22 protein-coding genes and 1 riboswitch are annotated in these 25,903 nt (G+C 29.0%); of the genes, 21 read left to right on the top strand and 1 reads right to left on the bottom strand.

Features of this window, described 5'->3' with window-relative positions:
* Positions 1–7 precede the first annotated feature (7 nt).
* Complete coding sequence (gene wecB, locus ACUSRV_RS02495) at positions 8–1,114, top strand: non-hydrolyzing UDP-N-acetylglucosamine 2-epimerase (protein ID WP_490140332.1); 1,107 nt, start codon at positions 8–10, stop codon at positions 1,112–1,114.
* A 52-nt stretch (positions 1,115–1,166) separates the two neighbouring features.
* Here wecB (ACUSRV_RS02495) and ACUSRV_RS02490 read toward each other — a convergent pair whose 3' ends face one another.
* The gene (locus ACUSRV_RS02490; RefSeq protein ID WP_490140331.1) at positions 1,167–2,111 is read right to left on the bottom strand and encodes an LCP family protein; all 945 of its coding nucleotides are present in this window, start codon (positions 2,109–2,111) and stop codon (positions 1,167–1,169) included.
* A gap of 360 nt (positions 2,112–2,471) precedes the next feature.
* Here ACUSRV_RS02490 and ACUSRV_RS02485 point away from each other — a divergent pair, with 360 nt between their 5' ends.
* The 20 genes from ACUSRV_RS02485 to ACUSRV_RS02390 all read left to right on the top strand — a co-directional run bounded on the left by ACUSRV_RS02485 (position 2,472) and on the right by ACUSRV_RS02390 (position 25,698).
* Positions 2,472–3,164, top strand: coding sequence for a sugar transferase (locus ACUSRV_RS02485; protein WP_490140330.1), 693 nt, complete (start codon positions 2,472–2,474; stop codon positions 3,162–3,164).
* 223 nt (positions 3,165–3,387) lie between these two features.
* Positions 3,388–3,470, top strand: a riboswitch (cyclic di-GMP riboswitch).
* A gap of 153 nt (positions 3,471–3,623) precedes the next feature.
* Positions 3,624–4,307: a YveK family protein gene (locus ACUSRV_RS02480; protein ID WP_490140329.1), complete on the top strand. Its 684-nt coding sequence runs from the start codon at positions 3,624–3,626 to the stop codon at positions 4,305–4,307.
* 8 nt (positions 4,308–4,315) lie between these two features.
* Positions 4,316–5,020 (top strand): CpsD/CapB family tyrosine-protein kinase, encoded by a 705-nt coding sequence (locus ACUSRV_RS02475; protein WP_490140328.1) that lies wholly within the window; start codon positions 4,316–4,318, stop codon positions 5,018–5,020.
* A 22-nt stretch (positions 5,021–5,042) separates the two neighbouring features.
* A complete protein-coding gene (locus ACUSRV_RS02470; RefSeq protein WP_490140327.1) occupies positions 5,043–6,950 on the top strand; it encodes a polysaccharide biosynthesis protein in 1,908 nt (635 codons plus the stop codon).
* On the top strand, positions 6,934–7,536 hold the full coding sequence (locus ACUSRV_RS02465) for a sugar transferase (RefSeq protein ID WP_490140326.1): 603 nt from the start codon (positions 6,934–6,936) through the stop codon (positions 7,534–7,536). Before ACUSRV_RS02470 ends, ACUSRV_RS02465 begins: the two co-directional genes overlap by 17 nt.
* 11 nt (positions 7,537–7,547) lie before the next feature.
* Positions 7,548–8,186 carry an acetyltransferase gene (locus ACUSRV_RS02460; RefSeq protein WP_490140325.1) on the top strand — a complete coding sequence of 213 codons (639 nt, stop codon included), beginning with the start codon at positions 7,548–7,550 and terminating at the stop codon, positions 8,184–8,186.
* A 13-nt stretch (positions 8,187–8,199) separates the two neighbouring features.
* The gene (locus ACUSRV_RS02455; RefSeq protein WP_490140324.1) at positions 8,200–9,339 is read left to right on the top strand and encodes a DegT/DnrJ/EryC1/StrS family aminotransferase; all 1,140 of its coding nucleotides are present in this window, start codon (positions 8,200–8,202) and stop codon (positions 9,337–9,339) included.
* A 26-nt stretch (positions 9,340–9,365) separates the two neighbouring features.
* Positions 9,366–10,598 carry a glycosyltransferase family 4 protein gene (locus tag ACUSRV_RS02450; protein WP_490140323.1) on the top strand — a complete coding sequence of 411 codons (1,233 nt, stop codon included), beginning with the start codon at positions 9,366–9,368 and terminating at the stop codon, positions 10,596–10,598.
* A gap of 28 nt (positions 10,599–10,626) precedes the next feature.
* Positions 10,627–11,673, top strand: coding sequence for a polysaccharide biosynthesis protein (locus ACUSRV_RS02445; RefSeq protein WP_490140322.1), 1,047 nt, complete (start codon positions 10,627–10,629; stop codon positions 11,671–11,673).
* A gap of 141 nt (positions 11,674–11,814) precedes the next feature.
* Positions 11,815–12,501 (top strand): acyltransferase, encoded by a 687-nt coding sequence (locus ACUSRV_RS02440; RefSeq protein ID WP_490140321.1) that lies wholly within the window; start codon positions 11,815–11,817, stop codon positions 12,499–12,501.
* A 12-nt stretch (positions 12,502–12,513) separates the two neighbouring features.
* The gene (locus ACUSRV_RS02435; RefSeq protein WP_490140320.1) at positions 12,514–13,689 is read left to right on the top strand and encodes a capsular polysaccharide biosynthesis protein CapF; all 1,176 of its coding nucleotides are present in this window, start codon (positions 12,514–12,516) and stop codon (positions 13,687–13,689) included.
* A gap of 5 nt (positions 13,690–13,694) precedes the next feature.
* The gene (wecB, locus tag ACUSRV_RS02430) at positions 13,695–14,819 is read left to right on the top strand and encodes a non-hydrolyzing UDP-N-acetylglucosamine 2-epimerase (protein WP_490140319.1); all 1,125 of its coding nucleotides are present in this window, start codon (positions 13,695–13,697) and stop codon (positions 14,817–14,819) included.
* Positions 14,820–14,825: 6 nt separating this feature from the next.
* Positions 14,826–15,923, top strand: coding sequence for a glycosyltransferase (locus tag ACUSRV_RS02425; RefSeq protein WP_490140318.1), 1,098 nt, complete (start codon positions 14,826–14,828; stop codon positions 15,921–15,923).
* Between the two features lie 172 nt (positions 15,924–16,095).
* Positions 16,096–17,154: an acyltransferase family protein gene (locus tag ACUSRV_RS02420; RefSeq protein WP_490140317.1), complete on the top strand. Its 1,059-nt coding sequence runs from the start codon at positions 16,096–16,098 to the stop codon at positions 17,152–17,154.
* 15 nt (positions 17,155–17,169) lie between these two features.
* Positions 17,170–18,273, top strand: coding sequence for a glycosyltransferase family 4 protein (locus ACUSRV_RS02415; RefSeq protein ID WP_490140316.1), 1,104 nt, complete (start codon positions 17,170–17,172; stop codon positions 18,271–18,273).
* Positions 18,274–18,408: 135 nt separating this feature from the next.
* Complete coding sequence (locus tag ACUSRV_RS02410) at positions 18,409–19,593, top strand: glycosyltransferase (RefSeq protein ID WP_490140315.1); 1,185 nt, start codon at positions 18,409–18,411, stop codon at positions 19,591–19,593.
* A 382-nt stretch (positions 19,594–19,975) separates the two neighbouring features.
* A complete protein-coding gene (locus tag ACUSRV_RS02405) occupies positions 19,976–21,184 on the top strand; it encodes a hypothetical protein (protein WP_490140314.1) in 1,209 nt (402 codons plus the stop codon).
* Position 21,185: 1 nt separating this feature from the next.
* The gene (locus ACUSRV_RS02400; protein ID WP_490140313.1) at positions 21,186–22,415 is read left to right on the top strand and encodes a glycosyltransferase; all 1,230 of its coding nucleotides are present in this window, start codon (positions 21,186–21,188) and stop codon (positions 22,413–22,415) included.
* 551 nt (positions 22,416–22,966) lie between these two features.
* Positions 22,967–24,109 (top strand): polysaccharide pyruvyl transferase family protein, encoded by a 1,143-nt coding sequence (locus ACUSRV_RS02395; protein WP_490140312.1) that lies wholly within the window; start codon positions 22,967–22,969, stop codon positions 24,107–24,109.
* A 26-nt stretch (positions 24,110–24,135) separates the two neighbouring features.
* Positions 24,136–25,698 (top strand): lipopolysaccharide biosynthesis protein, encoded by a 1,563-nt coding sequence (locus tag ACUSRV_RS02390; RefSeq protein WP_490140311.1) that lies wholly within the window; start codon positions 24,136–24,138, stop codon positions 25,696–25,698.
* The last annotated feature ends 205 nt before the right edge of the window (positions 25,699–25,903 follow it).

The raw sequence follows: 25,903 nt of genomic DNA, 5'->3' as shown, positions 1-25,903 counted from the left end.
TGAAAATATGTCAAAGATAAAAGTAATGACTATTTTTGGTACTAGACCAGAGGCTATCAAAATGGCTCCATTAGTTAAGGAACTGGAATCTAGATCAGAGATAGAAAGTATAGTATGTGTTACAGCTCAACATCGTCAGATGTTAGATCAAGTTCTAGAAACTTTTAAGATAACTCCAGACTATGATCTAAATATAATGAAGCAAGGACAAACTTTAGTAGATATAACAACAAGGGCATTACAAAGTTTAAGTGAAGTTATATGTAATGTGAAACCTGATATAGTGTTGGTTCATGGAGATACTACAACTACCCTTTCAGGAAGTTTGGCAGCTTTTTATAATCAAGTTTCTGTAGGTCATGTTGAAGCAGGTCTTAGAACTTATGATAAGTACTCTCCTTTTCCTGAGGAAGTAAATAGACAGGTAACTGGTGTTATAGCAGATATGCATTTTTCACCAACGGAAGTTTCTAAGTCTAATTTACTAAAAGAAGGTAAAAAAGAAGATAGTATATATGTTACTGGAAATACAGCTATAGATGCATTGAAGACTACTGTCAAAGATGATTATAATCATCCTATATTTGATAAAATAGGAAATGATAGAATGATTCTTTTAACTGCTCATAGACGTGAAAATTTAGGAAATCCTATGAAGAATATGTTTAGAGCTATTAAAAGGATAATAGCGGAGTTTGATGATATACAGGTTGTTTATCCTGTCCATCTAAATCCAGCGGTTAGAGAAGCTGCTGATGAGGTTTTAGGTGACAACCAAAAGGTACATCTTATAGAACCACTTGAAGTATTTGATTTTCATAATTTTTTAAATAAGTCATATATAATAATGACTGACAGCGGTGGAATACAAGAAGAAGCTCCATCATTAGGTAAGCCAGTTCTTGTGCTAAGAGATACTACTGAAAGACCAGAGGGTGTATCTGCAGGAACTTTAAAGTTGGCTGGTACAGATGAAGAGGAAATATATAAGTTGACAAAAGAGTTGTTAACTAGTGATATAGAGTACAGCAAAATGAGTAAGGCATCTAATCCTTATGGAGATGGAAATTCAAGTAAGTATATAGTAGATGCTATAATAAAAAAGTTTATATAAAACAAAAAAACTTCTAGATTTTAAATCTAGAAGTTTTTTGTGTTTAATTATATTAGTTTAGTTTGTCTTCGTAAATAAAGTCGTGAAGTATTGGTAGGTTAGCATCTTCATCCCATTGTAATACCCATCCATCATTTCCAACTATACCACCAGTACTATGTTCTAATACAGGGAATTGTAATTGTTTTATATCAAACCCTATTTTATATACTGTAAATCCTAAGTTTAGCATTTGTGATGGGCTAAAGCTTGTTTTTACATAAGGAAGTACAGAGTTCATAATATCTGGATATTTTGTAATTGGTGCTGAAGATACTTTCTTCATCATAGATTGTATAACTTCTCTTTGTCTTTCATCTCTACCAAATGCACTATCGTTATATCTTATTCTAGTATAAGCCAATGCTTGATATCCTTTTAGCGTATGAGTACCTTCAGAATCTATATATTCTATAGAATCATTATCTTTATTTTGGTCAAACTTAGAAGATTCTCTAATATACTTATTTAATTCTTTTATTTCTCCAGAATCTACAGTTACATCTACTCCATCTAATGTGTCTATTATATCTATAAATGTAAAGAAGTTAACTATAGCATAACCGTCTATATCTATTTCAAAATTTTGTTCAACAGTATCTAATAAAGTATTTATACCATCATAAGCATATGCATGGGTAAGTTTTTGCATTCCTTGACCTGGGATATCTACATATGAATCTCTTGCAAGTGATGTAAGCTTAAGGCTATTATTAGCTTTATCAATTGTTAGTATCATCATAGAGTCAGATCTACTACCACTTTCATTTAAGTCTCTAGCATCAATACCTACAAGTAATATGTTTGTAATTCCATTTACTTGTTTGAAATCTGTTTCAGTGGATATTCCACCTTCATGCATTGTACCTAATTTATAATATATATATCCAAAACCGGCAGCAGGTATAAGAACAACTAGAGCAAATAGGGTAGCTACAATCTTTTTTAATTTCGACATTTTATCCCTTCTTTCTTTTATATTATGTCTTAACTATATAATTATATTGAAAATCAAAGATATATTCAATACACAATATGAAAAATAAAATATAATTATTGAAATAATATGCTGTATTAGTTTATAATTATAAAGATAATGTAGAATTATATTTGAATTTGTAAAAAAATAATAGTTGTAATTAATGGGAATACTAATTAAGGTGAATATTCCCAAGTAAAAAATAGCGCTAAGGTATTGAGTTATATAGTTTAAGTATGTATAATTTAAAAAGAATTAGCACATGATTATTTAGAAATGTATAAACTTATAATAGGAATGATAAATAATAGGCAAATAATAATTATAGGGGGCCGTTTAATGGAAGATTATAGATTAAAACTTAAAGATGTTAATAATAGATCTGAATTTAATTTAGATTATAGAGAACTTGTATCTAATACTTCAGCTATATACTTATTCTTTAAGAGATTAATTGATATTATAGGATCTTTATTTGGAATTATACTTTTATCACCAGTACTTATAATAGTATCAATATTAATAAAGTTAGAAGATCCTAAAGGTGGTATAGTTTTTGCCCAAGAGAGAAATGGAAAAGATGCCAAAGTTTTTAAAATGTACAAGTTTAGATCTATGGTATATAATGCAGAAGAATTATTAAAAGATTTACAAGATAAAAACGAGATGGATGGTCCTGTATTCAAAATTAAGGATGATCCAAGAATAACTAAGATGGGTAAATTCATAAGAAAGACTAGTATTGATGAGCTACCTCAGTTATTCAATATATTAAAGGGTGAGATGAGCTTAGTAGGGCCAAGACCACCGTTACCTAGGGAAGTAGAGCTATATAATGAATACCAAATGCAAAGATTATCAATTACTCCAGGGCTTACTTGTTACTGGCAAGTAGGTGGAAGAAATGATATAGATTTTGATCAATGGGTAGAACTAGATCTTAAGTATATAAGAGAAAGAAATTTATGGATAGATATAAAACTTATATTCAAAACAGCTCTTGTATTATTTGGAGACAAAAATGCACATTAATTAAATCAAATCCCTTTTGGAAGATTAATTTATCTTACCAAGAGGGATTTTTTTTATTTAAAAAATTTTTTAGATAATTCTAAGAAAATCAATATTGTAAAACAGTGTCGAAATACCGAGACATTAAGTTGTTGAAAAATGTACGATAGTTGGTTATACTTTTAAAGGGGAAAAGGTCGTATTATTTAAAAAAATGTCTGATTTTATATATAAAACTTAAATAGTTATAAATGGAACTAAGAAACATATTCTGTATCTGGGCACCTGGAATATGTGGAGTTAGTGGTGCACCCACCCATTCAAGTTATACTAGTATTACTAGTTTAATTGGATAGGTGGGTATTTTTTTGTGCAGAACTAATGTTTTTTGAAAATAGGGCGATATAAAATAATATAAAGTACTGTATAATTAAAAATTTATTAAAAAATATTATGTGATTTAGAATAGGAGGAAGAATTATGGAAGAAACAATAGACTTAAGAGAATATGTAGACATTATCAAGAAAAGATTTTGGATAATAGCATTGCTAACTGTTGTAGCTGCACTAGTTAGTGGAGTTGTAAGTTTTTATGTATTAGAACCAACATATGAAACTGGTACAACATTAATGGTTAACAAATCTAAAAGTGATGAAAATAAGGAAATTACAAGTGACGATATAATGGTAAATCAAAAGTTAGCATTAACTTATGGTGAAATAGCAAGATCAAGAAAGGTATTAGATAGAGTTAGAAACGATTTAAATCTTAGCCTTACATATGAAGAATTATCAAAAGCTGTTACAATTTCTTCTGTTAAAGACACAGAGATAATAAACATTAAAGTTCAAAATACAAATCCACAATTAGCCTACAAAATAGCAAACAAAATACCTGAAATATTTGCCAAAGAAGTTAGAAGAATAGCCAAGGCAGATAGTGTTGAGGTTTTAGACTATGCTGTAGTTCCTAATGATCCTATTAAACCAAACAAAATGATGAATGTTGCTATAGCAGCAGTATTAGGAATGATGATTGGTTTATTCTTAACATTTTTATTAGAATATATGAACAACAAAATAAAGACTCCTAATGATATAGAAAAATATTTAGATTTACCTGTTTTAGGAGTAGTTCCGAGTATGGAAGGTAAAAGAAAGTAGGGGATGAAGTGAATAATATAACATCTTATGTTGACCAAAAATCTCATGTATCAGAAGCATACAAAACTATAAGAACCAATATAGCATTTTCTAATGTAGATACTAATATCAGAACTATACTTGTAACTAGCGCTCAGCCAAATGAGGGTAAAACTACTACAGTATCTAATTTAGCTGTATCATTTGCAGGACTTGACAAAAAGGTTATAGTTATAGATTGTGATTTAAGAAGACCGTCATTACATAAGCAATTTAATATAAGTAATTTACATGGTTTAACTGATGCACTTATAGGATCGAGACCATATTTCCAGTGTATACAAAAAACTGAGATAGAAAGATTAGATATATTAACGGCAGGTCAAATATCTCCAAATCCTTCAGAAATACTGAGTTCTAATAATATGAAGACGTTAATAAAGGGACTTTCAGAGTACTACGACTATGTTTTTATAGATTCACCTCCAATTGGCTCTGTTACTGATGCAGCTATTATATCTTCTTATGCTGATGGAGTTATATTAGTATGTGCATCTAATGAAGTAGATACTGAACTAGCAAGAGTAGCTAAGGAAAGGCTACAAAGTGTAAATGCAAAAACACTTGGAGTAATTCTTAATAAGTTTGATATTGATACAAGTAAGTATTATGGATATTACTATTATAGCTATGGAGAAGGTGATAAAAAATCAAAGAAAAGAAAGAAAAAATAGTTAGTGAAACAGGGGGGATAAGATGGAAGCGATTAAATCTTTAGAGTATGAAGAAGGCAATCATACCATTGGTAATTTTTTTGATAGATATAGGGTAAGACAACTTGTTTTAGTTACATTAGATATAATCTTGATTAATTTAGTAGCAATAATGTCTATTGTACTTACTTTTAATTTGGCGCCACCTATAGAGTATATTGAACTACTGAAAAAAAGCTTACTTATTTATACAATATTAACTGTATGTGTACTTTATCTATTTAAGTGCTACAAAAGCTTATGGAGATATGCAGGCGTAGAAGAGTTAAACACTATATTTTTAGCAACAATAGCTTGTGCAATTATAATATATCCTTTATCTATAGTATTAGAGTTTAACTTTCCAATAAGTTTTTATATAGTAAATACACTAGGTTTAATTTTGGCAACTGGAGGAGTTAGATTAGGTTATAGAACAATAAGAAGACTAAAGACTAAATATAGCCTATCAAAAACAGCATCTAGGGTTTTGGTTATAGGTGGTGGAAGTGCTGGTGCTATGGTAGTAAAAGAGTTATTTGCTAACCCTCAGATTAATAAGTTACCAGTAGGTATAATAGATGACGATATAAGTAAGGTTGGAAGAAGCATACATAATATACCTATACTAGGTATAAGTAATGATATAAAAGACATAGTAAAACAAAAGAATATTGATGAGATAATATTTGCAATATCTTCGGCATCTCAAAAAGAAAAAAAGAGGATTATAGATATATGCAAAGAGTCTAAATGTAAATTGAAAACTCTTCCAGGTGTATATGAAATTATAGATGGTAAAGTAGATATAAAGAAAATAAGAGATGTAGATATAGAAGATTTACTAGGAAGAGACCCTATAAAGGTAAACTTAGAAGAAATATCTGGGTACTTGACTAACCATGTAGTTTTGGTAACTGGTGGTGGTGGATCTATAGGATCTGAGTTATGTAGACAAATAGCTAAATTTAAGCCAAAGGAGCTTATAATACTTGACATATATGAAAATAATGCGTATGAAATACAACAACAACTTATAAGAAAGTATGGAAATAAGCTAAGTCTTAAGACAATAATAGCTTCCGTAAGAGATACAAAGCGTATGGATGAGATATTTAGCACATACAAACCTAATGTAGTATTTCATGCAGCTGCACATAAGCATGTTCCACTTATGGAAAAGAGCCCAAGTGAAGCAATTAAAAATAATATATTTGGAACGTTAAATGTGGCAAAATTAGCAGATAAATATGAAGTAAAAAGATTTGTACTTATATCTACAGATAAAGCAGTTAATCCAACTAATATAATGGGAGCAACTAAAAGAGCTGCTGAGATGATAATACAAACTATAAACAAAGAAAGCAAAACTGAGTTTGTCGCTGTTAGATTTGGAAATGTCTTAGGAAGTAATGGAAGTGTTATACCGTTATTCAAGAAACAAATTGAAGAAGGTGGACCTATAACAGTAACTCATCCAGATATTATAAGGTATTTTATGACTATATCAGAAGCAGTTCAACTAGTTATACAAGCTGGAGCAATGGCTAAAGGTGGAGAAATATTTGTATTAGATATGGGAGATCCAGTTAAGATAACAGATTTGGCAAAGGATCTTATAAAACTATCGGGATTTGAACCTGATGAGGATATAAAAATAGAATTTACTGGGCTTAGACCAGGAGAAAAGTTATATGAAGAGCTGTTAATGGCTGAGGAAGGGTTGACTGATACTAAGCACAAGAAGATATTTATAGGTAAGCCTATAAATATAGACGTAGAAAGAATAAATATGAATTTAAATGTATTAAGAGAAATAGTTGAAAAACAAAAGGATGATTTAATTGAAGTAGCTATTAAATCGTTAGTACCTACGTACGTAAAGGAGAAAAGAGATGCAAAAGTTTCTTAAAAGATTTATTGATATAATTTGTTCACTATTTGGACTTATAATTCTTTCTCCTATTTTAGTAATTATAAGTATATTGGTTTATACAAAGTTAGGTTATCCTATATTTTTTACACAGGATAGAGTAGGTAAGAATGGCAAAATATTTAAAATGATAAAATTTAGAACTATGATTGATGCTACTGATAAATGGGGCGATCCATTACCTGATGAAGAAAGACTTACTTATTTAGGTAGGTTTTTAAGAAGTACTAGTTTAGATGAATTCCCAGAACTTATAAATGTAATAAAAGGAGATATGAGTCTAGTTGGACCAAGACCGCTTTTAGTAGAATATATTCCTTTATATAGTAAAGAAGAATTTAGAAGGCATGAAGTAAGACCAGGTATAACTGGATGGGCTCAGGTAAATGGAAGAAATAGTTTAAACTGGGAATATAGATTTAAACTAGATGTAGAATATGTAGATAATTGTAGCTTATTTATGGATATAAAGATCCTTTTTATAACAGTATTAAAAGTTGTAAAAAGAGATGGAATAAGCCAGGAAGGTCATGTTACTATGGAAAAGTTTAACGGAAATAACTAGTGGGTGATATTATGAAGAATATAGTCATTATCGGAGCTGGAGGTCATGCTTCAGTAATAATAGGTATTATAGAAAGTATGATTAATCAAGGTAGTAAATTGAAAATAACAGGACTATTAGATGATAGTCAAGGCCAAAAAGAGTTTATGGGATATAAGATATTAGATAAAGTTGATAATGCAAGATTGTATTATAGTAAAGATACTGAATTTATAGTTGCTATAGGAAGTAATCACATTAGAAAAAAAATAGCTGATAAACTAGGTAATATCAAGTATTTTACAGCTATTCATACGACTTCTATTATAGGAAGTAATGTAGATATTGAAGAGGGAACTGTTATTATGCCTAGAGTGGTTATAAATGCTAACTCAACTATAGGAAAACATGTAATTATAAACACAGGTGCTATAGTAGAACATGACAATGTAATATCAGATTTTTCTCATATATCACCAGGAACTGTTCTTTGTGGCCGAGTTCATGTAGGAGATAGTACCCATATAGGAGCAAATTCTACTGTAATACCATGTATAAAAATAGGAAGTAGTAGTATTATTGGAGCAGGATCTACTGTAATAAATGATATACCTTCACATTGTGTTGCAGTAGGAAATCCAGCTAAAATTATAAAAGATTATGATAAATAGAGGGTGAATATTAATGAAGAAAAGAATATATCTTGCTTCACCACATATGGGTGGAGAAGAGTTAAAGTATATAAATGAAGCTTTCGACACAAATTGGATAGCACCTCTTGGACCAAATGTTAATAATTTTGAAAAGGAACTTGCGGAGTATGTCAGATGTAATTCAGCTGCAGCTTTATCAAGTGGAACAGCAGCTATACATTTAGCACTTAAGTGTTTAGGAGTAATACAAGGAGATTTTGTATTTTGTTCAACATTAACTTTCTCAGCTACTGCAAATCCTATAATATATCAAGGAGCAGAGCCAGTATTTATAGACTCAAATTATGAAACTTGGAATATGTGCCCTATAGCTTTACAAAAAGCGTTTGATGATGCAGAGAAAAATAATAAGATGCCAAAGGCTGTTATAGTAGTTAATTTATATGGTCAAAGTGCAGATTATGATAAATTAAAAGCTATATGTGATAAATACAATGTACCTATAATTGAAGATGCTGCTGAATCTTTAGGAGCAACGTATAGAGGAAATCAAAGTGGAACAATTGGTGACGTAGGAATATTCTCATTTAATGGAAATAAGATAATTACTACTTCTGGTGGGGGCATGATGGTTTCTAATAATGAAGAATATACTAATAAGGCTCTTTTCTGGGCTACCCAATCTAGAGAAACTGAGAGACATTATGAACATAAAGAATTAGGATTTAACTATAGGATGAGTAATGTTATAGCTGGAATAGGTAGAGGTCAGCTTAAAGTATTAGACAAAAGAATAGCTAAGAAAAAAGAAATATATGAAGCTTATAAAGAAGCTTTCAAAGATATCGATAATATAGAAATGATGAATATATGTGATTTTGGCGAGCCGAATTATTGGCTATCAGTTATAGCTATAAAGGAAAATTCTAAGGTTAAACCAATAGATATAATGTTAGCTTTAGAAAATGAAAATATAGAATCAAGACCTGTATGGAAACCAATGCATTTACAGCCATTTTTTAAAAAATATAAGTTTTTTACACCTTTAGAAGAAGGAAGTACATCAGAGGACTTATTTAATAGAGGTATATGTTTGCCATCTGATACTAAAAACTCTATTGAAGAATTTAAAATTGTTATAAATATAATAAAAAGAGAATTTGATAAGTAGACAATTAATTTGCTGAGGTGTTTATTGTGAATATACTATTTCTTACTCTAGTTTTTTCAGAATCTAGGGGAATATATACTGACTTAATGAAAGAGATGAAATCTAAAGGAAATGAAGTATATGTAGTTACTCCTATTGAAAAAAGACGCAATATAAATACTAGTTTAGCCGAGATAAATGAATTAAATGTTTTGAAAGTGAAGACTGGGAATATACAAAAAGTTAATAAAATAGAAAAAGGAATATCTACGTTGATGTTAGAAAGACAATTTATAAAAGCTATAGATAAATATTTAAGTCACGTAAGGTTTGATTTAGTAGTTTATTCTACGCCACCTATTACATTCTCAAATGTAGTATCTTATATAAAAAAAAGAGATAAGGCTAGTTCATATCTTATGTTAAAGGATATTTTTCCTCAAAATGCAGTAGATATAGAAATGATGAAAAAAGATGGATTAATATATAAATTTTTTAGAAAAAAAGAAATTAGCTTATATAATGAGTCAGATTATATAGGATGTATGTCTCAAGGAAATGTAGACTTTATATTAAATCATAATGATTTTATATCTGGATATAAAGTAGAAGTATTACCTAATACTATAACTCCGCTGAAGTTAGAAAAATTAAGCAATGGGAATATTTATACAATAAGAAACAAATATAACATACCAATAAATAAAACCATATTTGTTTATGGTGGAAATCTAGGAAAGCCTCAAGGTGTAGATTTTATAATAGATTGTATTAAAGAAAATGAAAAAAGAGAAGATAGTTTCTTTTTAATAATAGGTTCAGGAACAGAGTTTACGAAGTTAAATAATTATGTAAAAGAAAATAATATTAAAAATTCATTAATATATTCATATATGCCAAAAGAAGATTATGATAAAGTAGTTAGGGCTTGTAATGTAGGTCTAGTATTTTTAGATAGGCGATTTACTATACCAAATATACCTTCAAGAATACTAACGTACATGGAATTTGGTATGCCTGTAATTGCAGCTATAGATAAAAATACAGATTTAGGAAGTATATTAGAATCTGGCAAATTTGGACTATGGAGTGAAAGCTTAGAAGTAGAAGACTTCTTTAAAAACCTAGATAAGCTATGTAGTGATAGAACACTATTAAAACAAATGGGGCTTAACGGAAGAAAATATTTAGAACAACATTATACATCTGATATTGCTTACAAAATAATAATAAATAATTTCAAAAAAAGGCTTCAAGAATATAGAGTTAACAAAACTTAATCAACGACTTTAGTAAGGAGATGAAGATATGTTTAAAAACAAGATACTATTAATCACTGGTGGAACGGGTTCTTTTGGCAATGCTGTAATGAAAAGGTTCTTAGATACAGATATAAAAGAAATTCGTATCTTCTCTAGAGATGAGAAGAAGCAAGATGACATGAGAAAACTGTATAAAAATGATAAATTAAAGTTTTATATTGGCGATGTTAGAGATCTAGCTAGCGTAAAAAATGCTATGTATGGAGTAGACTATATTTTTCATGCTGCAGCTTTAAAACAAGTGCCGTCATGTGAGTTTTTCCCACTAGAAGCTGTTAAAACAAATATACTAGGTACAGATAATGTATTAACAGCTTCTATAGAATGTAATGTAAAAAAAGTTATTTGCCTTTCAACAGATAAAGCAGCATATCCTGTCAATGCTATGGGAATTTCAAAAGCTATGATGGAAAAGGTGTTTGTTGCTAAATCAAAAACAGTATCTCCAGATAAAACTTTAATATGTGGAACTAGATACGGAAATGTTATGGCTTCTAGAGGATCTGTTATACCACTATTCATTGAGCAAATAAAAAATGGACAGCCACTTACAGTTACTGATCCTAATATGACAAGATTTTTAATGAGTTTAGCGGAAGCTGTAGAATTAGTTGTTTTTGCATTTAAAAATGCTAAGGCGGGAGATATTATGGTTCAAAAATCCTCGGCTTCTACTATAGGTGACTTAGCTAAAGCATTAAAAGAACTGTTTAATGTAGACAATGAAATCAAAGTTATTGGAACTCGTCATGGAGAGAAAAGATATGAAACTCTTCTTACCAAAGAAGAATATGTGGTAGCACAAGATATGGGAGGATTCTTTAGAGTTCCAGCTGATAAAAGAGACCTTAACTATAATAAGTATTTTGTAGAAGGAAATTATAAACTATCAACTGAAGATGAGTACAACTCCGATAATACAGAAAGGCTAAATATAGATCAGATTAAAGAAAAATTACTTGAGCTTGACTATGTAAGAGAAGAGTTGAGAAATATATCAATTATGAATGAAGCGGCTATGTCCTTCGAATAAGGTGTTAAATGTGTAAGTAAAAATATGACATGAAGGCATATAGATTTATTTTATAGGTTAGAAATTTATATCCAAGCCTAAGACAGATTAAAAGTACTAATGAGTATTTTTATATAAAATTACATAGAGAGTGGTGAAGTCGTGATTTCTATCTTTTCATTTGGAAAAGAACTGCTAGATAAATATCCTTCTTTAACAAATATATCCTCTTTTGCTTATAAATTAACAAGCCTTAATATGACAAGAGTAAAAGGCAACAACAATATAATTAAAAACAATACGAGTTTCTTAAAGAAAACAACTACTATAATTATGGGAAAAAATAATATTATAGAGCTAGGAGATAAGTGTTTTTTAAATAATTGTAGGATATTTATAAATGGTAATAATAACAAGATTATCATAGGAAATAAGGTGTTTTTAAAAGATACTGAATTGCATATGGAGGATGATAATAACGAGATTATCATAGGCGAAAAGACCACTATATTTGGTAAAACACATTTAGCTTGTATTGAGGGAAAAAGCATTAACATAGGAAGTGACTGTATGTTTTCAACAGATGTGGTTTTTCGCACAGGTGATAGTCACTCAATTATTGATTCTTATGGTAAACGAATAAATGTTTCACAAGATATTATAGTAGGAAGTCATGTGTGGATAGGTAATAAGACAATTATAAATAAAGGAGCTCATATAGCAGACAATTCAATTGTAGGGACAGGTGCTATTGTAACAAAATGTTTTGATCAACAAGGAGTAATATTGGCTGGAAATCCAGCAAGAGTTATAAAGGAAGATATTAATTGGTTAAGAGAAAGAATATAAAGAGGTGGTACTATGAAGATACTTATTACAGGTTCAAAAGGATTTGTAGGAAAAAATCTTATTGCTGAGCTTAGAAACCAAGGATACACAGATATTTTTGAATACCATAGAGATACTGAAAAATCACTTCTTAATGAATATACTAAGGACTGTGAATTTATATTTCACCTTGCTGGAGTAAATAGACCTAAAGATGAGAGCGAGTTTATGGAAGGTAACTTTGGATTCACATCAGAATTACTATACTTACTTAAAAAACATAATAATAGAGCTCCTATATTAATTACATCCTCGGTACAAGCAGAAATGAATAACTCTTATGGTAGAAGCAAAAAAGCAGGAGAAGATTTAATATTTGACTATAGCAAAGAAACAGGTGCAGAAGTTTTTGTATATAGATTACCAAATTTATTTGGAAAGTGGAGTAGACCTAATTATAATACAGTTGTAGCTACGTATTGTCATAACATTGCTAGGGATTTAGATATCCAAATAAACAATCCAGATGCAGAATTAGTTCTATGCTATATAGATGACGTGGTAAGTGAATTTATAAAAGGATTAAAAGAAAGTTCTCGAAAAAATGAATTACAACTTGTAAGTATTACAGGTGAATATATAACTGGAGTTAAACAGTATGGATTAAGAGAAAAAAGTTTCTCATATATACCAATAACACACAAAATTAAGCTTGGAGAACTAGCGAAACTTATTAAATCATTTAAAGAAAGTAGGTCAAACTTAAATATTCCTAATATGGAAGATGACTTGACTAAAAAGCTTTATAGCACATATTTAAGCTTTTTACCAGAAGATGAATTTTCATATTCTTTAAAAATGAATTGTGACCATAGGGGTTCTTTTACAGAATTTATTAGAACCTCTGATAGAGGACAAGTTTCAATAAATGTATCCAAGTCTGGAATTACAAAAGGTAACCATTGGCATCACACAAAGAATGAGAAATTTCTTGTGGTGAGTGGTAACGGGGTTATCCGTTTCAGAAAAATTGACTCAGATGAAGTCATAGAATACTTTGTAAGTGGAGAAAAAATGAAAGTAGTAGATATACCAACTGGATATACACATAATATAGAGAACCTTGGAGATACAGATATGGTCACCATAATGTGGGTAAATGAATGTTTTAATTCTGAAAAGCCGGATACTTATTATATGGAGGTATAATTTTTATGAAGAAATTGAAAGTTATGACAGTGGTTGGCACCAGACCAGAGATTATAAGACTGTCGGCTGTTATCAATAAATTAGAAGAATCAAAAGCAATTGAACATACACTTGTTCATACGGGACAAAATTATGATTATGAATTAAATGAAGTATTTTTTGAAGATTTTAAATTAAAAAAACCAGATTATTTTCTAAATGCCGCTTTTGGTACAGCAATAGAAACTATAGGAAATATTCTTATAAAAATAGATCCAATTATGGAAAAAGTAAAACCTGATGCTTTGCTAGTTCTTGGAGATACAAATAGCTGTTTATGTGCTATAGCAGCAAAAAGAAGACACATACCAATATTCCATATGGAAGCAGGAAACAGGTGTTTTGATCAAAGAGTACCAGAAGAAACAAATAGAAAAATTGTAGATCACATATCAGATATAAACTTAACTTACAGTGATATTGCAAGAGAATACTTGTTAAGAGAAGGGATACCTGCAGATAGAGTTATTAAAACAGGAAGTCCGATGTTTGAGGTAATTAATTCGAGAAGAGATGATATTGAGAAATCAGATGTATTAGAGAGACTAAAATTGGAAGAAGGAAAATATTTTGTGGTATCTGCTCACAGAGAAGAAAATATTAACTCTGAAACTAATTTCTTAGACTTGGTCGATACTCTTAATGCAATTGCTGAAAAGTACAATGTACCTTTGATTGTGAGTACCCATCCTAGAACTAGAAATATGATTAATGCTAAGGGTATTAAGTTTAATCCACTGGTAAGAACTATGAAACCTCTTGGGTTTAACGACTATGTAAAACTTGAAATGAAGGCAAAAGCGGTACTTAGTGATAGTGGAACGATTAGCGAAGAATCATCAATTCTTGGATTTAGAGCACTTAATATTAGACAAGCCCATGAAAGACCAGAAGCAATGGAAGAAGCAACTACAATGATGGTAGGCCTAAAAAAAGAAAGGGTACTTCAGGGGCTAGAAGTTTTAGAAATACAAGACAAGGACATGATTAGGCTAGTAAATGACTATAGTATGCCAAATGTATCTGAAAAGGTGCTTAGAATCCTATTATCTTATACTGATTATGTGAATAGGGTTGTCTGGGAGGAGTAAATTTTTGTGAATATTATAGTTTTTGATGTGCCAGCAGAAAATGGAGGGGCGCTATCTGTATTAAAAGAGTTTTTTAAGGAAGTAAAAGAACATAAAGATAAGACGATTAATTGGATTTTTGTTGTAAGTACACCTGAGTTTAAAGAAACAGATAATATAAAAATAGTAAGATATCCGTGGGTAAAGAATAGTTGGTTTCATAGGTTATATTTTGACCAAATTATTGCTCCAAATATAGTGAATAAGTACAAAGTGGATAAAGTATTTTCTTTGCAAAATGTTATAGTTCCTAGAATCAGTGTAAAACAGATAGTTTATATACACCAATCGCTACCATTTGTAGAGTATAAGTTTACATTTAGAGAAAATAAATTATTCTGGATATATCAAAATATAATAAGTAAAAGCATTATTAGATCAATTAGAAAAGCAGATAAAGTTATTGTTCAGACAAGATGGTTTAAGAAAGCTTGCATGGAAAAGGCAAAGGTATCAGCATCAAAGATAGATGTGATACCTCCACAAATTAATATTAATATTGAAAAAAATTTTGAAATGAATAAAGAAAACTGTAATATCTTTTTCTATCCAGCGGGCTCAAGTTTTTACAAAAACCACAGAATTATTGTTGAAGCTAGCCAAATAGTTAAAGAGAAAAGCAAGAAAGACTTCCAAGTGATTTTCACATTAACAGGATTTGAAAATGAACATATATTAAATCTATTTAAACAAGTGGAAAAAAATCACTTGCCTATAGAATTTATAGGAAGCATTTCTAGAGAAGAAGTCTTTCATTATTATACAAAATCAATTCTAATATTTCCATCGTATATAGAAACCTTTGGGCTTCCTATACTAGAAGCAAAACTACATAGAAGCGTTGTTTTAGCCTCAGATTGTACATTTTCACATGAAATATTAGACAACTATGAAAATGCATATTTATTTAATCCTTTTGACAAGTATGAACTTGCTGAATTAATGTTAAGGAGTATAAATAAAAAAATTGAATACAAAAAAACAAATAACTCAAAGACTATGTTGAATTTATCAAAAAAGTCTTTGGTAGATTACGTCATAGATAAAAACCTTCATATAGTTTGATTAGTTAGAAAGAACTAGATACTTTAAAATTTTATTCATAGTAAGTTATGCAAGAAATATATCATATATAAAAAAATTTAGAGTATAATGCAAATGTATTTTATATATGAGATGTTTTATTAAAATGACGTAAGTATTTTGAGAGTAGTAGAATATGGGAGAGTGAGCGTCTATGGAAATTAAAAAATTTGATGAGCGTAAATTTATTTATCTCGTAAAATCATTTGCTGTACTTTCAATTATCTCTGCACACTGTAGTTATATCAGTTCAGACTTTTCATATACCAATAGGATAGTTGCCAATTTAGTTTCTTCAATTGGAGCAATAGGTGTAGGGATTTTTTACCTTATCTCAGGATTTTTAATGGGTAAAAATGAAAAGTCATTTATAGTATTTTTTAAAAGAAAAATAAGTTCAATTATTATTCCATGGGTATGTACTGGAACAATGATTTATTTTTATACAATGACTCGCAAAGATGGAATATCTTTTAGTGGATGGGCTAACTGGATAATAGGAAACGGAAGTTACTTATATTTTTTGACTGTTTTAATTACTTTATACTGTATCTATTTCTTTTTTCTAAGTAAAAATTTATTTTTATTTTTAACAATCATTATATCTATTATAAGCAATATATTGACAAGTCTTGACCAATTTAAAATAGTAGGTTATGAAATTAATGGATATCTAAATCCTTTAAATTGGATGATATTCTTTTCTATGGGGCTCTTAATTTATAACTATAAATTTTTAGGAATTTTTTGTTTGTTCATAAAGAAATATATTATTTATATTGCTATTTTGTTTATAGGATGTTTGAGTAGTATACTTTATTTTGGTGAATTCTTAACTTACAGTAAACTCTACTTTTTACCTGTAGAGTTTTTAGCTATTTTTCTATTTTTTGGATTATCTTTTTTATTACTTTCTAAGAAAACAAATCAGTTAAACATTTGGGGACAAGAATCCTTCTCAATTTACTTGCTTCATATGCCTGTAGCTGGATTGATAACAAATTTGTTTAATCGTTTTGATATTTGGTGGACAACCCTAACAAGGCCTTTTATTGTTTTATATATAACATTATTGTTTATTCACCTATATAAAATTATCATAGAAAAAATAGGATTAGAAAAGATCGGAAATATTGTTATTGGTTCAAATAGGTACACAACTTCAAAATCTAAATATAATTCAATTTTGAAAAGGAATATAGATTATAGCTAAAGGAGGTTAAAATCATTGAAGATATTGTTTGTCACAAATGTGCCATCTCCATATAGAGTGAATTTTTTTAATGAACTTGGAAAATACTGTGAGTTAACGGTCTTATTTGAGAAAAATACTTCTTCTGAACGTCATGAAAGTTGGAAAGAACAAAACTTTATAAACTTTAAGGGAATTACTTTAAACGGAAAATCTTTTTGGGTAGATAAAGCTTTAGATATTAATATTGTAAAGTACTTAAGGAAAAACTTTTACGATTACATTATTATATCAAATCCCTTAACTCCAACGGGCATTATTGCTATTAAATATATGAACTTAAAAAGAATAGAGTATTTAATTGAGAGTGATGGAGGTTTTCCTAAAAGTGGTAAAGGATTTAAAGAGAAGCTAAAGAAACACATCCTAAGTAGGTCAAAAGGGTGGCTCAGCACGGCAAGAACTCACGATGAATATTATCTGGCTTACGGAGCTAATAAGAAATGTATATATAGGTATCCTTTTACATCATTATATAATAGTGATATCTTACAAAGTCCAATCGATAGTTTTGAAAAAAAGAAAATAAGAGATTCATTAGAAATCAAAGAGGATAAGATAGTTCTTGCAATTGGGCAATTTATTTATCGTAAAGGATTTGATGTATTATTGCAAGCATGCTTGAAACTTGAAAATAATATCGGGGTATATATTATTGGAGGTGAACCTCCAAAAGAGTATATAGATATTAAGGAGAAGTTGAGCCTAAATAATGTTCATTTTGTTGATTTTAAGTTGAAAGAAGAGTTATCTAATTATTACAAAGCTACAGATGTATTTGTTTTACCTACAAGAGAGGATATATGGGGTCTTGTGATTAATGAAGCAATGGGTTATGGGTTGCCAGTTATTACTACTGATAAATGTATTGCAGGACTTGAACTTGTAACAGATTATGAAAATGGTTTTATCATACCTGTGAATAATAGTGATATGCTGGCTAAAAGGATAAATGAAATCTTAGAAGATGAAATCTTAGCAGAAAAAATGTCCAGAAGTAGTTTAAATAAAATACAAAGATATACAATTGAAAATATGGCAAAAGTTCATATTTCAATATTGAAAAATATAAAATTTTAGGAATATTAATAAATTTTAAATACAAAACATACGTTATTGTTTTATATGTTTTCTATAAAAATCTTTATTTAGCTATGTGTCATATTAATAAAAACTTTTAAAAACTATTAACTTGTTGGTCGGGGGTGAATTTATTTGAAAATACTTTTTTTAGGCTATGCGGTAAATAAACACATTGCAGAAAATTTATCTGGAGTTTCAATTGCTGGTAATAAAATGCAGTTGAATCTTCTTAAAAATCTAATTAAATATCAGGATATTGAGTTGAAATCTATTACAGTATATCCTGTAGCAACATATCCGTGCGATAAAAATATTTATATAAAAAAAGAAGAAATATCTATATTTCAAAATTTACAATCAACGAGAATAGGATTTTTAAATGTTAAAATAATAAAGCAAATATGGCAAACTTTCTCAGTATACTTTCAAGCAAAAAGATTTGTAGATAAAGATACGATAATATTAACTTTTAACTTGTTTCCACAAGTAGGATTGCCACTTAGATGGCTAAAAAATAAATATGACTGTAAAACTGTTGCTTTACTTGCTGACTTACCTATAGACGATAAAGTTAATAGAAAAGGAGTATCTGTGTTTTTAAGAAGAATTTTTGATAACTTAACACGCAAATCTATATTGAATTGTGATAAATTAATTGTTCTGAATAAATATGCAGCTGAAATTTATGCTCCTAATACTGAATATCTAGTTGTTGAAGGTGGTATTGAAATAAATGAAGTGCAGGAGATGAAAAATTTAAAAAAGGCAAAAAAAAATATTGTATATTCAGGAGCATTAACAGAATATAGTGGAGTTATAAATCTAATAGAATCCATGAAATATTTAAAAGACAATGAAGTATTTCTAGAAATTTACGGAGCCGGACAATTAGAACAATATATAGTAAAATGTTCTAAAGAAATGAACAATGTCTTTTTTTATGGCAGAGTTGATAATGAGACCATGAAAAAAATACAAAGCGAAGCTTATTTGCTAGTAAATCCAAGGCCAATAGAGGATCCAATTTCAATGGTCACATTTCCATCTAAAATATTCGAATATATGACTAGTGGAACACCGGTTTTAACAACAAAGCTGAGCGGATTCACAGAAGAGTATTTAGATAAAATGTTTTTTGTCGAGTCAAATGATCCCATTGAATTAGCAAAAGGTATTGACCAAATTATGAAGAAAAATCCCTCGGAATTGAAAAAGAAGGCTAATGATGCTATTACATTCGTATTAGCCAATAAAACTTGGGATAAACAAGGTGAAGATATATATTATTTCTTAAAGAAATTAGCATATGAACAGTAACTGGTTGGAGTAATGCCATAGAGTATAATATAAATATAAGACGTTATTCACAAAATACAACGAATCAATTGGTTGTAGAGCAATATGAGATAGATATTTAATTGTTTCAAAAAAATATTCGACGATAAAATAATACTCAAATCTTTAGAAATTATAAAAAATGGTTCTTATAAACTTAGTAATCATTGTTATTAATATTTCTAACACAAACGGCTAGCATAATTGAGAACCTCATTATATGATCAGTATCATATGATCACACTTACATGCACGTTCGTATGAGCATCTTTTTATAAAAATAAATATATCGTAAGTTAGAAGTATTGAGGGAATAAGTTTAGTAATATTATGCATTGAGAACCGTGAAAGGAAAAAATATAGGATGAATAAATTAGGAAAGATACCAGTAGGGAATATTTTTGCATTATATATTGTAATTTATTTTTCGTGTAGATTTGCAAGTTTCGTACCGGTTTTTAATATTATTTTTGCTTATGTAGCAGGCTTATTTTTAATAGTAGTAAGTATAAAAAACAAATATTTTGCTTCTCAGATATTTAGTTTTGAGGTTGTTGCTAGTGTATTATTTGTGTTAGTTGGCACATTGATAATTAGTCAAGTGGATTTGAATTATTATTGGCATACTATTGATAATATTATAAAAATTATATTAGTATATGTTATATTTATATATCTAAAATTTGTATCACCGAAATTTAAAATAATTTTATTGAAAACTTCCTTGTTTGGTTTTTTTGTAACCATGCTGTCAACTTTAGTTAATGTAATAATGGACCCAAATATTTTGAGAGCGACAGCTTCGACGCAAGTAAACAGTAAAATCATTCTTGGCTTTGGTGGCTATGATTTTATTTATGGTTTAATTATACTAAACGTAATATTAGAGGTGCTATTATTAAGAGGTATAATAACAAAGAATAGATGTTTTTTCTGGATATTTATTATATTAAACACGCTCACTATTACAGTTTCTGGTTATTCTACCGCATTGTATTTAAATATAATTTTCTTATTTATGTCATTTATGTTTACAAAGAAAATTAACCTAATAATTGGAATTGTGACATTAATTGTACTATTGATGTCTCAAACAATTTTATCAACGGCAATGATTAATTTTTCAAAATTCAATTTATTACCACCAATAGTAAGTGAACGAATGATAGAAGTGGCTCAAACAATTGATGGAACTGATAATATGAGTTATTTAAGCGAAGAAGGGGAGCGTGGAGCTAGATTTAAAACTTCGGTATATTTATTTTTAAAACACCCGCTTTTAGGCAATCTACTTATTGACAAAAACACAGTTTTTGGAATGCATACAGAATGGGTTGACAGATTAGCTCAATATGGAATTTTTATATGTTCATTATTATTAATATTATGGGTAAGTATATATAAAAAATCAAAGTTATACTTATACAAAAAAGATGTGCCCTTAACGACTTTGCGACTGAGTTATTTTTACTTTTTTGTTTTGGGATTTCTTAATCCATCGACATACTCAATGACAGTTTTTCCATTGATTATTTTTGTTCCATACTTAGATGAACTGTTTGAAAGGAGATAGTATGAAGATATTAACTATAAACTGCGTAACTGAGATTGGAAGTACAGGAAAGATAATTTCGGATATCTCCAAGTGTCTGGCAGACAGATGTATGTTTGTTAATTGTTATGAAACTGGACCGAAAACTAATAAGAACAACTATCTTATTGCAAGCAGATACGAACAATTGTTCTATTATATATTAGCAAGAATTTTGGGATTAAAATACTCAACAGGTTACACCTCAACAATACGATTAATCTCTTTTATAAAAAGACAAAAACCAGATGTAGTACACATACATTGTCCAAATATAAATACTATAAATTATTATTGGTTGTTAAAATTTTTAAAGAGGGCTGAAATTCCTACTGTTGTGACAAATCATGCAGAGTTTTATTATACTGGTAACTGTGCTCATTCATACGATTGTGAAAAGTTTTTAACGGGATGTGGAAACTGCTCCATGGTTTTCGATCCATACAGACCGTATATGCATGACAGAACTGCGTATGAATGGAAAAGGATGAAAAAATCATTCGATGGGTTTAAATATATAAAAATGATTGCAGTATCTCCTTGGATGTATGATCGATTAAAAGTGTCACCAATTAGTAAAAAATTACCAATCCAAGTAATACAAAATGGGATTGACACCCGTAATATATTTCATAAAAAGCAAGATTATAATCTGAGAAAAAATCTAGGTATACTTGAAAATGAAAAAATTTTATTACATGTAACTGCTAATTTTACTGATTTAGATGATGATTTAAAGGGGGGGCGATATATAATAGAACTTGCCAAAAACCTCAAAAATATCAAGGTAGTGGTTGTTGGTCCATACAGATTCGAAAATGATACAAAGATTAGCAATAATATTATTTTAATCGGGCCGGTACGTGATCAACAATTGCTTTCACAATACTATTCAATGGCTGACTTAACCGTTATTAGCAGCCGTCGTGAAACCTTTGGGATGGTTTGTGCTGAAAGCTTATCATGTGGAACTCCAGTTGTTGGATTCAAGGCAGGTGGACCAGAGTCAATTTCTATTGCTGAATACAGTGAGTTTGTTGGCTATCCTGATGTTGAGCAATTAACAAATAGAGTTAAACATTGGATAGATAAAAAAGTGCAGATACAAGAAAATCTGCTTAAAGTAGCATCGGTACATTATTCTATGGAAAAAATGGCAGAGGAGTACTATAAAGTTTATTGTGATGTGAAGAAAAAGCAGGAGGTTTTTTAATACTTATAGTTTCAGTACAATTTACAAAAAATATGCTTTGTAATGTATAGCATCAATTTGATGAAAAAAACTAGCGTTGGTTAATATCTAATTTGTAGATTCATTATTATATTAGAGTGATTTCTAAAGATAAATTTAAAAGTGAATAAATTAATTCAAAATTACTTATGTGAAAGATAATACATGCTTCTGACTCTAGGGGTGCAAATATAATAAATAAACTATTATCATAAGATTATATCTGGCTAGGGTAAAAAAATTTTATTTAAATACTTGCGATTATTTTTTTCTAATACACGATATCGTTGTATTTTATTTTATAAAAAAGTCAGATACTAAGCGAACACAAAGTTAATAAAATATCAATGAAGTTAAAGAATTGAGAAACTGAGCGTAACTGTAGGATTTGTGTCTACTTAATTTAATTAGGTTGTGTAAAAATTCAATTAAAAGAAGATATTTTTTTCTATATTCTTTATAAAGCATGTATGGAGGAGTTTTAAGATTTGATTAGCTCAAAAATTTAGGTTTAGTAAGGAGATTGATGACTTATGCGTAAGATTGGAATATTAACATTTCATTATTCAAATAATTATGGTGGTGTATTGCAAGCTTTATCATTACAAAAAGCAATAGAGACAATGGGGTATGATGTAGAAGTAATAAATTTTGTACCATCAAGCTATAGAGCAACTACAATAAAGGATAACTTAGGTCTTCATAATAACCTATTTAGAAACAAAGCGAAAGATTTGAATTTAGCTAATATATTAAAAAAAATTAGCATTATGAAAAAATATAGTGATAGTATAACTAATAAATTTAATGAATTTAGAACAGAAGAGATGAAATTGAGTAAAGAAGTTGATGAAAATTCCTTAGAAACAATACTAAATAATTATGAAACTATCATAGTCGGCAGTGATCAAGTTTGGAATCCGAGCCAAAGAAAGAGCCCAACGTATTTTTTGAATTTTGATGATAGCATTAAAGTAAAGAAGATTAGTTATGCGGCAGACTCTACAATAAAAGATATTGCTATTGAAGATATAGATGATTTAAAGAGGGCTTTAGATGCATTTACTTTTATTTCTGTAAGAAACGTACACAGTTTTGACTTTGTGAAATCTATTACTAATAAAGAAGCAACTATAGTTGCAGATCCTACAATAATTTATGATTTTAAATATAATCCTACTAATATAATGAAAAAAGAGGATTATATTTTAACTTATATATTAGGAGAAGAAATTGAGGGTACACACGTTAAAGCGTTAGAGCGAATTAAAAAAAATTATGGTGATTTACCCATATATTCAATAAAAATACCTACAATGAATTTTGAATTAGCAAATTTTGCAGATAAGGTTTTTTATGATCTTAATCCTAGCGAATGGTTAGATATGTTCAGAAATGCTAAGTTTATTTATACGGATTCTTTTCATGGAGTTTTATTTTCTTTAAAATATAATAAGCCATTTTTAGCTTATTACACCGAGAAGATGAGATCAACACGCTTTATTGACTTAGGCAAAAGGTATAATATTGAAAGATATATTGTGCAGAATGTTGAAGAAATAGATAAAAAGGATAGCATTGGAGTTAAGCCTGATTACAATACTATTGACAAAAAAATAGAAAATCAAAAATATTATTCTTTGAAGTTTTTAGAAAAAGCCTTAGGAAAAATTTAATTTTGAGCAAGGGTAAGGTGAACAGGTTGAGTTCAAATGAAAAAAGTAATCAATTAAAAATGGGAGCTATTTTATCATATATATCTATGGGGCTCGGATATATTATATCAATAGCATATACACCCATTATGCTCCGTTTATTGGGACAAAGTGAGTATGGTCTATATAGTTTAGTGGCTTCTGTAGTAAGCTATTTGGGATTACTTAGTTTTGGATTTGGGAGTGCCTATATGAGGTACTATTCTCGGTATAAGGTCAATAATGAACAACAGAATATTGCTAAGTTAAATGGTATGTTCCTTGTTGTTTTTTTAGTAATTGGATTTATTTCTATATTAGCAGGTACCATACTTGTTTTAAATATAGAGTTAATATTTACTGAGACCCTTAGTGTGAGTGAGCTTTATACAGCTAAGATTTTGATGGCAATAATGGTATTTAATATAGCATTATCATTTCCAGCTAGTGTATTTAATTCACATATTACTGCAAATGAAGAATATATTTTCCAAAAATTGTTACAGGTGATAAAAATTGTAGTAAATCCTTTTGTTATGTTGCCTATCCTATTGATGGGCTATAAGTCAATAGGAATGGTAGTTGTTACAACAATTTTTACTATTATTGTTGAGTTGAGTAATATAGTATTTTGTTTTAAGAAATTAAAAATGAAATTTCAATTTCGCCAGTTTGATTTTACTTTAATGAAAGAAATAACAGTTTTTTCATCTTATATATTTATAAATATGATTATTGACCAAATTAATTGGAATGTAGATAAATTTATATTAGGTAAATTTACAGGCACCATAGCGGTGGCTATATATGGTTTAGCAGCACAAATAAATGGTTATTATTTATCACTATCATCTGCTATTTCAAATGTTTTCATACCTAGGGTTAATAGAATGGTAGTCGTTACCAATGATAATAAAGAATTGACAGATTTATTTACACGTGTAGGTCGAATTCAATTTATGCTACTTTCGATGATTTGTTCAGGACTTGTATTTTTTGGACAGCCATTTATTAATATGTGGGCTGGAACTAACTACAGCGAAGCATACCCAATTATGTTGATACTAATTATCCCAGTAACAATACCGCTAATACAAAACCTAGGAATAGAAATTCAAAAGGCGAAGAATATGCATAAATTTCGTTCATGGGTATATTTAATTATTGCAATAGGTAATGTGTGTTTGAGTATACCACTTGTTAAACTGTATGGTGGTATTGGAGCTGCAATAGGTACAGCAATTTCTCTATTAATAGGTAACGGTATGATTATGAATTGGTATTATCATAAAAGAGTTGGTCTTAATATGAAATATTTTTGGAGTCAAATATTTAACTTTAAAAAAGCTATTGTATTATCTGCGGCAATAGGTACATTAATGAATATATTTGTAGATTTGTACCATATTATACCATTTTTATTATGCGGAATTATTTATGTAATAATATTTTGTGTTTGTATGTGGATATTAGGAATGAATCAATATGAAAAAGACTTGATAGGGAAACCAATATTAAGAATTATAGAAAGACTTACCAGAGGATGCAAAAATGAAAAGTATATCGAATAATCAAAATATTAAAATTTAGGATAGTTATTGGCAATATGTACGAGGAATATGTATAATCTGTGTTGTTTAAATTCATAGTCACAACGGAATAAGTTATTATAATCAATCAATTGGTTCTTGGAATTTTGATTATTGGTTGATACTTAGGCAGGTTATTAATTTTCCGATGGCGATATTTGTTTTTCTTGCAGGATATTTTACGAAC

The organism is Sporacetigenium sp. TC11, assembly GCF_058146105.1.
Note: the sequence above shows the minus strand (reverse complement) of the source record. Positions and strands in the feature narration are given on the sequence as shown.